General features: G+C 45.9%; 11 protein-coding genes and 1 tRNA gene. 6 read left to right on the top strand and 6 right to left on the bottom strand.

The annotated features are described in order from the left end of the window. Positions 1-127: 127 nt before the first annotated feature. From B7Y67_RS05980 to B7Y67_RS05990, 3 genes are read left to right on the top strand one after another with little or no spacing between them, the layout of a single operon-like run. The gene (locus B7Y67_RS05980) at positions 128-1,108 is read left to right on the top strand and encodes a TRAP transporter substrate-binding protein (protein WP_293597848.1); all 981 of its coding nucleotides are present in this window, start codon (positions 128-130) and stop codon (positions 1,106-1,108) included. 54 nt (positions 1,109-1,162) lie between these two features. Beyond that, on the top strand, positions 1,163-1,702 hold the full coding sequence (locus B7Y67_RS05985; protein ID WP_293597849.1) for a TRAP transporter small permease: 540 nt from the start codon (positions 1,163-1,165) through the stop codon (positions 1,700-1,702). Next, positions 1,699-2,991 (top strand): TRAP transporter large permease, encoded by a 1,293-nt coding sequence (locus B7Y67_RS05990; RefSeq protein ID WP_293597850.1) that lies wholly within the window; start codon positions 1,699-1,701, stop codon positions 2,989-2,991. The genes B7Y67_RS05985 and B7Y67_RS05990 overlap by 4 nt, the downstream gene beginning before the upstream one ends. Before the next feature lie 61 nt (positions 2,992-3,052). Here B7Y67_RS05990 and B7Y67_RS05995 read toward each other — a convergent pair whose 3' ends face one another. After that, positions 3,053-4,606: a rhodanese-like domain-containing protein gene (locus B7Y67_RS05995; protein WP_293597851.1), complete on the bottom strand. Its 1,554-nt coding sequence runs from the start codon at positions 4,604-4,606 to the stop codon at positions 3,053-3,055. Between the two features lie 9 nt (positions 4,607-4,615). Continuing rightward, complete coding sequence (locus B7Y67_RS06000; RefSeq protein WP_293597852.1) at positions 4,616-5,119, bottom strand: hypothetical protein; 504 nt, start codon at positions 5,117-5,119, stop codon at positions 4,616-4,618. Between the two features lie 136 nt (positions 5,120-5,255). On the opposite strand from B7Y67_RS06000, the gene nadB reads away from it, so the two are divergent. Next, positions 5,256-6,917 carry an L-aspartate oxidase gene (gene nadB, locus B7Y67_RS06005; RefSeq protein ID WP_215303264.1) on the top strand — a complete coding sequence of 554 codons (1,662 nt, stop codon included), beginning with the start codon at positions 5,256-5,258 and terminating at the stop codon, positions 6,915-6,917. A gap of 10 nt (positions 6,918-6,927) precedes the next feature. Here the strand turns inward: nadB and nadC are convergent, their stop codons facing one another. From nadC to pgi, 4 genes are read right to left on the bottom strand one after another with little or no spacing between them, the layout of a single operon-like run. Beyond that, on the bottom strand, positions 6,928-7,785 hold the full coding sequence (gene nadC, locus B7Y67_RS06010) for a carboxylating nicotinate-nucleotide diphosphorylase (RefSeq protein ID WP_293597853.1): 858 nt from the start codon (positions 7,783-7,785) through the stop codon (positions 6,928-6,930). Between the two features lie 48 nt (positions 7,786-7,833). Continuing rightward, the gene (gene nadA, locus B7Y67_RS06015) at positions 7,834-8,952 is read right to left on the bottom strand and encodes a quinolinate synthase NadA (protein WP_293597854.1); all 1,119 of its coding nucleotides are present in this window, start codon (positions 8,950-8,952) and stop codon (positions 7,834-7,836) included. A gap of 49 nt (positions 8,953-9,001) precedes the next feature. Beyond that, positions 9,002-10,387 (bottom strand): phosphomannomutase/phosphoglucomutase, encoded by a 1,386-nt coding sequence (locus B7Y67_RS06020; RefSeq protein WP_293597855.1) that lies wholly within the window; start codon positions 10,385-10,387, stop codon positions 9,002-9,004. A gap of 44 nt (positions 10,388-10,431) precedes the next feature. Next, the gene (gene pgi, locus B7Y67_RS06025) at positions 10,432-11,928 is read right to left on the bottom strand and encodes a glucose-6-phosphate isomerase (protein WP_293597856.1); all 1,497 of its coding nucleotides are present in this window, start codon (positions 11,926-11,928) and stop codon (positions 10,432-10,434) included. 140 nt (positions 11,929-12,068) lie between these two features. On the opposite strand from pgi, the gene B7Y67_RS06030 reads away from it, so the two are divergent. Next, the gene (locus B7Y67_RS06030) at positions 12,069-13,205 is read left to right on the top strand and encodes an NAD(P)/FAD-dependent oxidoreductase (RefSeq protein WP_293597857.1); all 1,137 of its coding nucleotides are present in this window, start codon (positions 12,069-12,071) and stop codon (positions 13,203-13,205) included. A gap of 20 nt (positions 13,206-13,225) precedes the next feature. Next, positions 13,226-13,315, top strand: a tRNA-Ser gene (locus tag B7Y67_RS06035). Positions 13,316-13,317 lie beyond the last annotated feature (2 nt).

Consider the following 13,317-nt stretch of genomic DNA (forward strand, 5'->3'; position numbering starts at 1 on the left):
GCTGCAGTGCATGATGAATTGATTAAATATTAGAAGAACAGAGTTATATAAGGGATAGTAGCTATTGCAACCCCAGACTAGATGACTAATATAGACAAATTATTATTAGAAAGTAAGGAGATAGTGCATGTTAAAGATTCTTGTTCCGTTATTTGCGTCAGCTGTTTTAGCTACCAATGTTTATGCGGCCGACCCCATTACTATTAAATTCAGTCACGTTGTCACCGAGAACACCCCAAAAGGTCAGGCTGCTCTGAAATTCAAAGAGCTTGCTGAAAAGAAGTTGCCCGGTTTAGTCAAAATTGAAATATTCCCAAATTCCCAGCTTTTTGGTGACGGTAAAGAAATGGAAGCCCTGTTATTGGGTGACGTACAAATTATTGCGCCTTCTTTATCTAAATTTGACCGCTTTAGTAAACAGGTTCAAGTGTTTGATTTGCCTTTCATCTTTAAGGATCCTGAAGCAGTTGATCGTTTCCAGTCTAGCCCGGACGGCCAAGCTTTGTTGAAGTCAATGGAGAAAAAGGGAATTCTTGGTTTGGCTTACTGGCATAACGGCATGAAGCAGTTGTCAGCCAACAAAGATATTCTCCTGCCTGATTCTGTTAAGGGTCTCAAGTTCCGTATTCAACCCTCTGCATTGCTTGAGGCAATTTTTAAGCAGTTAGGTGCAAGCCCACAGAAAATGGCATTCTCTGAGGTGTACCAAGGCTTACAAACCGGCGTTGTGGATGGTCAAGAAAATACATGGTCAAACATTTATTCTAAGAAATTCTACGAAGCCCAAAAAACAATCTTGGAAACTAACCATGGAATCGTAGACTATATGGTTGTTGTTAGCCCATCGTTTTGGAATAAGTTGCCACCTAATATTCGTGATGGTCTGAATTCTGCAATGAGCGAGGCAACAACTTATGGCAATGCGCTTGCTTGGAGTAAGAATCAGGAAGCCAAGGAAAAGATTATTGCTGCCAATAAAGCAAAGGTAGTTGTTTTGAATAAGGAGCAATTAGCGGTTTGGAAAGAAAAAATGCAGCCAGTATGGAAACAATTTGAGCCTCAGATTGGTGCTGGTTTAATTAAAGCTGCAGCCGCAGCTAGCAACTAAGCAGTTCTCTAACCTGAAGAATTATGGAGGGGCATTGAGTTGCCCCTTTTTTCTATGAAAAATTTATTCAATAACTTTGAGGCTTATCTCATCTCGCTTCTGTTAGCGCTGATGACGGCCTTAACTTGTGTCAATGTATTTTTTCGTTATGTACTCACTCAAAGTATCGACTGGGTTTTTGAGCTCAATACATTTTTGTTCGCTTGGGTGATTTTCCTGGGAGCCGCATGGGGAATTCGCATGGGTTCGCATATTGGTGTTGACATTCTTGTGAAGAACTTGCCCAAAGAAAAAAAGCGGATTGTCGCGATTATCGCTACCTTAGCCTGTATTTTGTATTCCGGCATTGTTCTCTATGGTGCAACCATCTATGTCCATAAGATGTTCGATATCGGCATTGTTTGCCAAGATATTGAATGGCTGCCGCAATGGGTTCCTCGGATGGCGCTTCCCATAGGTTATGTGCTGGTTTTATTTCGCTTTGTCGAAATTTTAGTCAGGCTCATTAAGCGCGAACAATATAACTTTGGACTGGCAGATGAGGCTGCTGATGCCTTGAAAAATTTCAAAGCTGATGGGGAGTCTGCATCATGAGCGCAGCCATATTATTTATCTTGCTATTTGCATTAATGTTCTTGGGGGTGCCCATCGCGATTGCATTAGGCCTATCGAGTTTATTGACCATCATTATGTTTGGTCAAGATTCTCTGGCCTCATTGGCGCTGAAGTTGTTTGAAACCTCTGAACATTACACACTAATGGCAATTCCTTATTTTATTTTAGGTGGCGCCTTAATGTCGACGGGCGGAGTTGCGAAGCGTTTAATTCGTTTTGCGATTGCTTGCGTTGGCCATATTCGTGGTGGCCTGGCGATTGCTGCAGTTTTAGCATGTACATTCTTTGCCGCTGTTTCTGGATCCTCGCCAGCTACTGTAGTGGCCATTGGATCGATCATGATTGCTGGAATGGTCAAAGCAGGTTATGGCAAAGATTATGCCGCGGGCATTTTATGTAACGCTGGAACGCTTGGAATTTTGATGCCGCCTTCGATTGTGATGGTCGTATATTGTTCTGTGACTGAGCTATCGGTAGGGCGTATCTTTATTGCTGGCATTATCCCAGCGATTCTTTTGGCAATTGCGTTAATGGTGGCTATTTATATTAGCGCTCGTGTCATGAAGATTCCCGCTGCACAAAAGGCATCTGCGAAAGAATTTTTTGAGTCTGGTAAGGATGCTATTTGGGGCTTCTTATTATTGGTGATCATCATGGGCGGTATTTATGGTGGAGTCTTTACACCAACAGAAGCAGCAGCAGTAGCGGCTTTATATGCTTTATTGGTGTCAGTATTTATTTACCGAGATATCAAGTGGAGGAATATTCCAGAGGTATTTAAAGATGCCTCAAAAACGACGGTAATGTTGATGTTCATCATCGCAAATGCCATGCTGTTTGCCCATGTATTAACTACTGAGCGTATTCCGCAAATTATGGCTGAGCAGATTTTGGCTTATGGGATGCCGCCATGGGCTTTCTTGATTGTGATGAATATCATTCTCTTGATTGCTGGTAACTTTATGGAGCCCACGGCCATCATTTTGATTTTAGGGCCCTTGTTCTTCCATATTGCCACTCAGCTTGGAATTGATCCAATTCACTTGGGCATCATCATGGTGGTGAATATGGAGATTGGAATGATCACGCCACCTGTCGGACTGAACTTGTTCGTAACCTCGGGAATTACGGGTATGCCTCTAACGAAGGTGGTGCGCGCTGCGATGCCTTGGTTAGGTGTGCTGTTCTTATTCTTGATTGTGATTACTTATGTTCCATCAATCTCCACCTATTTGCCGAACCTAATTATGGGTAAGGAGCTGTCTTAGCTACCTAGCTCAGACTAAAAAAAGTCCCGCAATGCGGGACTTTTTACTTTATAAATGACGATTAATCAATCGAAAACATATTTTTTTCTTGTTCATCTAGTTGCGCCACCAAGCCAGTCTCCCATTCTAGGTATCGCCTTGCTGCCTCTTTATTTCCATCATGGCGGTCGTGCACAAAGAATAGGTAATCAATGCACTCAGAATCTGGCGGCACCATCGGGGTAGCGATGATATCCAAAGGCTCGGGGAATAGATTGTTTTTGCATAAGTAGATTTGAGGATTTTGTCCGTTAGTAGCTAGTTGAGCATAAGCACCTTGTGCAACGATGCGATCTTCAGCAATACATACAATAGGGCCTTTATGACCCTGGATTGCTTTTAGGAGGTGCGGGCGAATTGTCCAAACTGCCCCTGCAATATGTCCTTTACGATATTGCATGCTTGATCGCAGATCTAGAAAAAGGGTGTTTCCGTTTGCATGTGCGCTGACTAATTCGGAGTCGGTCATTATGTGAGCATCCGTGAGATTGGCGCCAATAATTTGCGGTAAAGATACCTTGCTTTCTATCCCATCCTTTAAAACGGCTACATCATGCCCCATTTGTTTAAGCCAGCTACCTACAGTAATTGCTCGTGCCCCATCGGAGTCATAAAGAACTATTCTGGCATTACGCACCCCGATAAACTGATCAGTTGCTTGAATCAATTGGCCGCCTGGTGTGTGCTGCGCTCCTGGCAGTGCCTTTTGTTTAAATTCCTCCGCAGTACGCACATCACATAGATAGAGCGACCGATCCATTTCACTTGCCCATTCATTAAATTGAGTATCGCTAATGATGGGAACTTGGAAGCGGTTTGCCAATGCAGCGATATTAGCTAGCCACTGGTCATCAACCTTTGCTTGTGGGTAAGGGTGGGATTTGCCATGCTCAAGCGGAAAGTCTTCTAGATACCAGCCTTGGGTGCCATTTTCCAGGGCGAATACAGGATTGCGAATGCCAAGGTTAATTAAGGTTTGCGCACCAATGATGCTCCGTGTTCGGCCTGCGCAATTTATCACAATAGGCGTGTTTGAATTTCTAACTATGCTTTGAATGCGATAGCTTAGCTCACCATTAGGACAGCATGTTGCCCCTGGAATACTCATCTTCTTAAACTCATTTTGAGGTCTGCCATCCAAGATAATGACATCCTCAGAAGATTGAATTTTTTCCATTAATGCTGTGGCTGTAATACGCGGCGTCTGAAAATGATGCTCAATTAATTCACCAAAGGTTTTTGATGGTAGGTTTACACCTGCAAATAAGGTAAAGCCGGCATCAGACCATCCTTTTGCGCCACCATCCAATATAAAGAGATTGCTGTAACCTATCGCATCTAGAGCTTTGGCAGCCTGTAGGCAAATATCCTGTCCATCATCATCGTATAAAACAATCTTTACATCTTTGCGGGGAACTAAGCGAGTGATTTCACCCTCGAGGCGACTAAAGGGTAAGGATGTAGCCAGAAATAGATGGGACTCGCCGTATTGACCATGCTCACGAACATCGAGCACTGCCAGCTCTTGAGTGCTATGCAGCCATTGTTTTAAGGTTTTGGCGTCGATATATTGCATCGCAATGTATTACTCAATTAAAGTAAATCGGTCTCGGGTCACATGGGCCATATTCGTGCCCTCAATGCGAATGAGGCTGGTTGGCTCTACTCGTGTTGGGGAATGGATGTCACCCTCGTTATAAACATGGGCAACTCCCGGTGTTAGGCGATAGGTGTCCGTCATGCGTACTATTCGGAGCTTTTCACCATGCGCTTTTTCTACTAAGACGTAATCATGCATTTGTGTCTCACCGCTAGCTTGACCATAGATTGCCCAAGAATGGGCATGGTCATGTGGTTCGGAGGTTTTAGGGCCGGTATAGCGATGTGCGACGATACAAAAGCCCAACTCAGGATCTTCATAGAGTACTGAGCGTTCGGGGGTGTCTGGGTCAAGATAGCTTTTGACGGCCTCGGCGTCTTGGAGCACTTGACGTAAGAGATTAGCCACCTCAATTCGACCCTTAGGCCCACCATCTTTTTTGAGAATAGCATGGCATTGTGCGGCAAAGCTGTTCAGGCTTAAATCCATTGAATTGTCTCCATTATTTGGTTTGTATTTATGAGCACTATTCTACAAGGGCACTATGTTTCATTGCCAAGGAATCCTGTTGGATAGGGCTGGAAAAATCCAGCCCTAACTCATTTGCCCTTAGAATGAGCTCTCCATGGCTAGTTCAAAACCTTCAACACCCCAAGCTGATACCAAAGCAGACCTGCCTGTTCTCATTATTGGCGCAGGTTTGGCCGGTCTAACCGTAGCCCTGCACATGGCCGATTCCCAGCCGGTGATTCTGATGGCTAAACGCGGACTTGGCGAAGCTGCTACCGCGTGGGCCCAAGGCGGTATTGTGGGTGTAGTAGATCAAGAGCACGATAGTATTGATTCTCATGTTGCAGACACCCTAGATGCAGGCGCAGGTCTCGTAGTGGAGTCAACCGCACGTTACATTGCCGAAGAAAGCGCTGAAGCTATTCGTTGGTTAGTTGAGCAGGGTGTGCCCTTTACTACTGATGAGTCAGGGCCAATGGGTTTGCATTTAACTCGTGAGGGTGGTCACAGCCACCGTCGCATTGCGCATGCTGCAGATGCCACTGGTAAGGCTATCCATGAAGTTCTTCTCGATAAAGCAAGGGCGCATAAAAATATCCAGATCTTGGAGCATTGGATTGCTCTAGACCTCATTACGAATCGTCATCTAGACGCGAAGATACAGCGCGCTAAACCGAATCGTTGTTATGGGGTCTATGCGCTCGATATTAAAAATAATCGTGTGGAAACAATTGAAGCGAAGTCAGTAGTCTTGGCTACTGGTGGTGTTGGTAAGGTCTATCGTTACACCAGCAACCCCGATACCGCCACTGGCGATGGTATTGCTATGGCATGGCGAGCAGGTTGCCGTGTTGGCAATATGGAATTTATTCAGTTTCATCCAACATGCTTGTATCACCCGAGTGATCGCACCTTTCTCATTACCGAGGCGATGCGGGGTGAGGGTGGCTTGCTAAAACTGCCAAACGGCACACGCTTTATGCCAGAGCATGATGAGCGCAATGAGTTGGCTCCCCGTGACATTGTTGCCCGAGCAATCGACTTTGAGATGAAGAAGCACGGCTTAGATTATGTGCATTTAGATGCTACTCATCTGGGTGAAGTATTTATTAAAGAACATTTCCCGATGATCTATGCGCGTTGCATGACTCTAGGTTTGGATATTTCAAAAGAACCAATACCAGTCGTGCCCGCAGCGCATTACACCTGTGGTGGTGTAGTTACAGACCTCAAAGGAAGGACCGACTTACCGGGTCTGTATGCAGTGGGTGAGGCAACTTACACCGGCTTGCACGGAGCCAATCGCTTGGCTAGCAACTCATTGCTGGAATGTGTGGTGATTGGTAAGGCTGCTGCAGAGGATATTTCTCAACTCAAAACGCCTCTAATGCCAAAGCTGCCTCTCTGGGATGAGAGTCAAGTAGAAGATGCTGATGAGCAAGTTGTTATTGCCCATAACTGGGATGAGCTGCGTTCCTTGATGTGGAATTACGTTGGTATCGTGAGAACTAATCGAAGGCTGGAGCGTGCATTACACCGTATCAAACTCCTCAGATACGAAGTACAAGAGTATTACGCCAACTTTAAAGTCACGCGCGACTTGATCGAGTTACGCAACCTACTGGAATGTGCAGAGCTGATTGTGAGATCAGCGCTCATGCGTAGAGAGAGCAGGGGATTGCATTACAGCCGCGATTACCCAGGCACCTGGGCCGTTTCTTACCCGACTATTCTGACGCCTCAAGCCGAGGGAAACTCCGAAAGTTCTGAAACCTAAGCATTAGTTGTTATGGGGATATTCTCATCGAAAAATCCACTGCCTGAATATCCTTCGTCAGCCTCCCTAATGAGATACGATCAACTCCGGTAGCAGCGATCGCACACATCTGATCTAGGTTAATACCACCAGATGCCTCAAGTATAGCGCTACCCTTAGTAATGGCAACTGCTTCTTTCATTTGTTCGGTAGTGAAGTTATCAATTAAGATACTTTTTGCGCCAGCATTTAAGGCTTCTTCAAGCTCGGCAAAATTCTCGACCTCAACCTGAATATCTACTCCCGAGTTAAGGGATTGAGCAGCTTTAATGGCAGCAGCAACACCGCCTGCTGCGGCAATGTGATTTTCTTTTATAAGGATGCCATGCCACAAAGCAAGGCGTTGATTTTGACCACCACCCACTGATACTGCGTACTTTTGTGCGCGACGTAAACCTGGAATAGTCTTACGTGTATCCAGCACCGCACAACCATTAGGGTTGGGACTCACACCCTTAATCGCATCCACATGCTGACGCGCAATACTTGCAGTCCAAGAGAGGGTTTGTAGAAAATTAATACAGGGACGCTCTGCAGAAAGCAGGGCACGCGAGTCAGCCTCGATATCGCAGACTTTGGTATCGGCCTTCATGAGATCGCCCTCCAAATAATGCCAAGTGACTTTTGCATTGGGATCTAGTTTCTTGAGTGTGCCCTCGAACCAATCTACCCCACACAGCACGGCCCCTTGGCGAACAATGAGCTGAGCATGAACAGGCTTACTAGGAACCAACATCGCAGTCCAGTCACCCGTGCCAATATCTTCCATCAAAGCATCATGAATGTTGCGTTGACGGGCTTGCTCTAAAGTCTCGTTGTACTCAAACATGAATAAATCGATCTACATTAAGAAAAAATCAAAAGATAACAACTAGGACTAAGCTACGCCGATATTCTTGACAAAGCCATGCTGTGCTTTTGCCAAGAGATCGGGGTGATTTGTAGTGAAGTCGAGCATACGTTCAATACATCCTAACGCCTCAACACGAATAGGCTCATCAATCAAGATTTCACCAGAGGCATTTTCTAGGCAATCCAAAATTCCTTGCAAACCATTCATGGCCATCCAAGGACAGTGGGCGCAACTCTTACAGGTGGCGCTATTACCAGCAGTAGGGGCTTCAATCAATACTTTATTAGGTGCTAGCTGGCGTATACGATGCAAAATACCATTGTCCGTGGCCACAATATATTCGGTGGCGGAGCCTTCTACTACAGCCTTAATCATGGCAGTTGTAGAGCCGACAACGTCCGCAAGGTCGACCACTGTTTTGGGGGATTCTGGGTGAACCAGAACCATGGCATTTGGATGGGCAGCCATCAACATTTCTAATTCAACCGCTTTAAATTCATCATGAACAATGCATGCGCCATTCCAGAGCAACATATCGGCGCCAGTTTGCTCCTGAATATAGCGACCTAAATGACGATCAGGTGCCCAAAGAATTTTCTTGCCCTCAACTTTGAGTTGATGCACGATTGCTAAGGCGCAAGAGCTTGTTACCATCCAATCGGCCTGTGCTTTAACAGCAGCACTGGTGTTTGCATAGACAACGACCGTACGATCTGGATGTAATGCCCTAAAAGCAGCAAAGTCAGAAGCATTGCAACCCAAATCGAGAGAGCAGGTTGCCTCTAGATCCGGCATAAAAACGCGCTTCTCAGGGCTGAGGATTTTGGCCGACTCGCCCATGAAGCGAACGCCCGCAACAATGAGATTCTTGGCTGAATGATTCTTACCAAAGCGTGCCATCTCTAAAGAGTCAGAAACAAAACCACCAGTTGATAAAGCCAAATCTTGAATATCACCATCGACATAGTAGTGAGCCACCAATGCAGCATCTTTTTCAACCAGCAATTGCTTAATACGAGCAATCACTGCAGATTTATGTTCTCCATGCAATGGGGGAGGGGTTTTAGCCCAAGCTTGTGCAGTACAGGTTTCACCAGCAGCATTTTGCTGGGGGTAATCAAAGGAAATGGGGCTTGAGATCATAGGTAATTTTATCTCTATTGCGCTACTCACCACCATGCATCCTTCAATCTTAAAAAGGTAGCTTCGCTTCTGGCTTGGCACCCAACATTGCCACTTTAAACTCCGCCTGAATTCGCTTAATTGCCTCTTCAGTATCAGCCTCAAAGCGCATGACTACGACTGGTGTTGTATTTGAAGGCCTGGCCAAGCCAAAGCCATCGGCATACTCTACCCGCACCCCATCAATGGTGTTGATGGATTCAGAGGTAGGGAACTTGGCATTGGCTTTAATCGTTTCTAGCAAAGCAAATGGCTCACCTTCAGCACAAGCCAGCTGCAACTCTGGAGTGCAGATAGCGTTTGGCAGATTATTTAATGTGTCGCTTGGGTTTTTCTCTTTACTGAGAATCTCTAGTAGGCGGGCGCCTGTATACAGACCATCATCAAAACCAAACCAACGATCTTTAAAGAAGATATGACCACTCATCTCACCAGCAAGTGGGGCGCCAGTTTCTTTTAGCTTGGCTTTGACTAGGGAATGGCCTGTTTTCCACATGATGGGTTCGCCACCATGTTCTTTGATATAGGTTGCTAAATTACGAGTGCATTTCACATCATAAATAATTTGGCCGCCTGGATTGCGGGCGAGAACGTCTTTAGCAAAGAGCATCATCTGGCGATCTGGAAAAATCACTTGGCCATCTTTGGTCACTACGCCCAAACGATCCGCATCGCCATCAAAGGCAAGGCCTAATTCATTATCGGTAGTCTGAAGATTCTTGATGAGATCTTGTAAATTTTCGATATGTGCTGGATCAGGGTGGTGATTGGGAAAATGCCCATCCACTTCGCAGAATAGCTCTTCAACCTCACAGCCTAAAGCTCTAAACAACTTCCCAGTAAATGCACCACCAACACCATTACCGCAATCTACGGCAATCTTCATGGGGCGAGCAAGTTTGATGTCTCCTACGATGTAATTGAGATACATTGGGAAAATATCAAAAGTGCTTCTAGTGCCTTGGCCTACGGCAAACTTCTTCGCTTCAATGCGCTTACGTAAATCCTGAATTTTTTCCCCGTAAATCGCCGCTGTCCCCAAAACCATTTTGAAGCCGTTGTAATTAGGTGGGTTGTGGCTGCCGGTAATCATGATCCCGGACCTTGGTGTCTTGCCATTAATCGTATGGTTAGCAGCAAAGTACACCATCGGTGTTGCAACCATCCCTAGATCAATTACATTAATACCGGTGGAAAGCAGGCCTTCAGTAAGAGCCTCAATCAAGCTAGGGCCAGATAAGCGACCATCACGACCGATGACGATATCAGTTTCACCAAGCTCATGCATCTCAGTGCCAAAGGCCTGCCCAATCAACTTAGCAATCGATGGATCTAAGGTCTCATCAATGATGCCGCGGATGTCATACGCTTTAAAAATAGATGGAGACAATTGCATTGCAGATCCTTTGGTAAATACACCCAAGCAATGCTGGGCGAAAACTAGTCATTTAAATTTAATAAATTAATGCGAGCAGCAGTCACCGCATCAATATCCGTACTAGCCTGAATGTCAGGCTGATGACTGGCGAGGGCCTTCTCAATTGGTTTAGCTAGTACTTTGCCGTATTCCACACCAGGTTGATCAAAGCTATTGATATTCCAGAGTGCGCCTAATGTTGCTGTACGGTTCTCGTATAAAGCAAGTAGGGCACCAAGATAAAAAGCGTTGAGCTTGGGCAGTAGTAAGAGATTGCTCGGACGTTTACCGGGGTAAATATCATTTGGATTGCTGGCGGTTTTACCATTCGCTAATGCCTGAGCTTGTGCCAAACAGTTGGAAAGCAGAATGCGATGATGTGCTACTGCCTCTGGTCTATCACTCATCGGCTCACGTACGGCAATGAAATCAATTGGAATGATTTCTGTACCTTGATGAAAGAGTTGGAAGTAAGAGTGTTGCGCATTGCTACCCGCGCTGCCAAATACGACTGGTGAGGAATGCTTCACAGGCTTGCCATCGCGATCAACACTCTTGCCATTACTTTCCATATCCAGCTGTTGCAACCACTTTGGAAACCAATCCAAGGCATCGGCATACGGAATGGCAGCATAAGCTTTGATATTGTGTTTCTCTTGCTGGTATAGCAAGGTGAGCGCCATGATAACGGGCAGATTTTCTTCGAGAGGTGCATTCTTAAAATGCAAATCCATGGCCTCAGCACCAGCCAAAAATTGTTTGAAAGTCTCAAAGCCATATTGCAAGGCAATAGGTAGGCCGACTGCTGACCATACGGAGTAGCGACCACCAACCCAATCCCAGAAAGGAAAAATATTTTCTTCGCTTACGCCAAAGTCTTTGGCGGCAGGAATGTTGGCAGTGACCGCATACAAAGCATGTGCAATTTGACTTGACGTGCGTCCATTTTCTTTAAGCCAAGCCACAACGGCTTTGGCATTCATGGAAGTTTCGAGAGTCGTAAATGATTTCGAGACCACAATCACGCGGGTGCTGTGAGGCTGAGCGCGCGCCAAAATGCGTGCTAATTCAGCGGTATCAATGTTCGCTAAGAAATGCATGCGCATTCCGCGACTTTCAATACCAGGCACATGTGCTAGAGCTTCAATTGCTAAGCGGGGGCCAAAGTCAGACCCACCAATGCCAATGTGAATCACATCTGTGACGCCAACCCATTTATTGCAAAGCGCTTCAATGCGATGCCAAACCTCAGATACTGCTGGCATGACGTCTGAACCATCAATCAGTACTGGCGTTTTGCTCAGATTGCGCAGCGCCGAATGCAGGGCAGGGCGATCTTCGCTATTGTTGATGTGCTTACCAGCAAACAGGTCTGCAATGAACTGCTCTAACTGAGATTTGCGAGCATTCGCAAATAACTTTGCCCAGTCGCTGGCGTCAATTCCTTGATAGGCGGTATCGAGCACCATATCAAGGGCAGAGTGAACACTGTTACTGGCGAATTGGGCTTGCAAGGACATTCCTAGATTTTATCAATAAGGACATCAAAACCCCCTTAAAACGCTGAAAATGTTACGATTTCATCAATAACAAGGCTTTAGCTTGGGCAAAAGTCATCACAATATTGAGACATATCTGAAATCAGGTCAGGAATAGCCGAATGGAGCAGGTTGATTGCGTCGTAGTAGGCGCTGGAGTAGTTGGATTGGCAGTTGCTCGCGAGATGGCATTGCAGGGTCGAGAAACTATCTTGCTCGAGCGCGAAGATTCATTCGGAACTATTAGCAGTGCACGTAATAGCGAAGTCATTCATGCGGGGATTTATTACCCAAAAGATTCTCTCAAGGCCAAACTCTGCGTGGAAGGCAATCGACTCTTATATGAATACTGCCGCAGTCATCAGGTGAGCACGCAAGCCTATGGAAAGCTGATTGTTGCTGCTGATACTAGTCAGCTAGATGATCTCCAGGCTATTTTGTATAAAGCGCAAAACAATCAAGTACCCGATATCAAAATGATCTCAGGATCGCAAGCCAAAGCGCTTGAGCCGCAGTTGCAGTGTGAAGCAGCATTGCTCTCAGCATCAACGGGTGTAGTCGATAGTCATGGATTAATGTTGTCATTGCTGGGTGGGTTTGAAGATGCAGGCGGCATGGTTGCTTACCAATCTCCATTGCTTGGCGCTAAGCCAATTGGCAATGCTGTCGAAAGCGGGTTCGAGCTCACGATTGGTGGTGTCGATGGCATGACTATTCAGACCAAGTTACTGATTAATTGCGCGGGACTCAGCGCTCCAGCATTGGCTCAAAAAATCGAAGGCCTCTCGAAAGATCTGATACCTAAAGCTTACTTCGCCAAAGGCAACTACTTCTCTTTATCCGGAAAGTCTCCGTTCAGCCATTTGATTTACCCCATTCCTGAACCTGGCGGATTAGGCGTTCATCTAACGCTTGATATGGGTGGACAGGCGAAGTTTGGCCCTGATGTGGAATGGCTCGATATTGATGATGAAAGTCAAATTAACTATACGGTCGATCCTAAACGGGGAGAAGGCTTTTACGCCGCAGTAAGGCAATACTGGCCAGGCCTAAAAGACGGTGCTTTGCAGGCAGATTACTCTGGTGTCAGGGCCAAAATCGTCCCGCCAAATGCCCCGGCAGGAGACTTTTACTTCGAAGGGCCTGAGCAGCATCAGCTTCAAGGCTTATTTAATCTCTATGGTTTTGAGTCTCCAGGTCTCACCTCTTGTTTGGCAATTGCCCAGCATTTGGAGGTGCAGATCAAAAGTTCTTTATAATCTAGGACTCAAATCGCAAAGGAAGAGTGGCAGAGCGGTTGAATGCACCAGTCTTGAAAACTGGCGAGGATGAAAGTCCTCCGTGAGTTCGAATCTCACCTCTTCCGCCAAG

This window comes from Polynucleobacter sp. 35-46-11 (assembly GCF_002281105.1).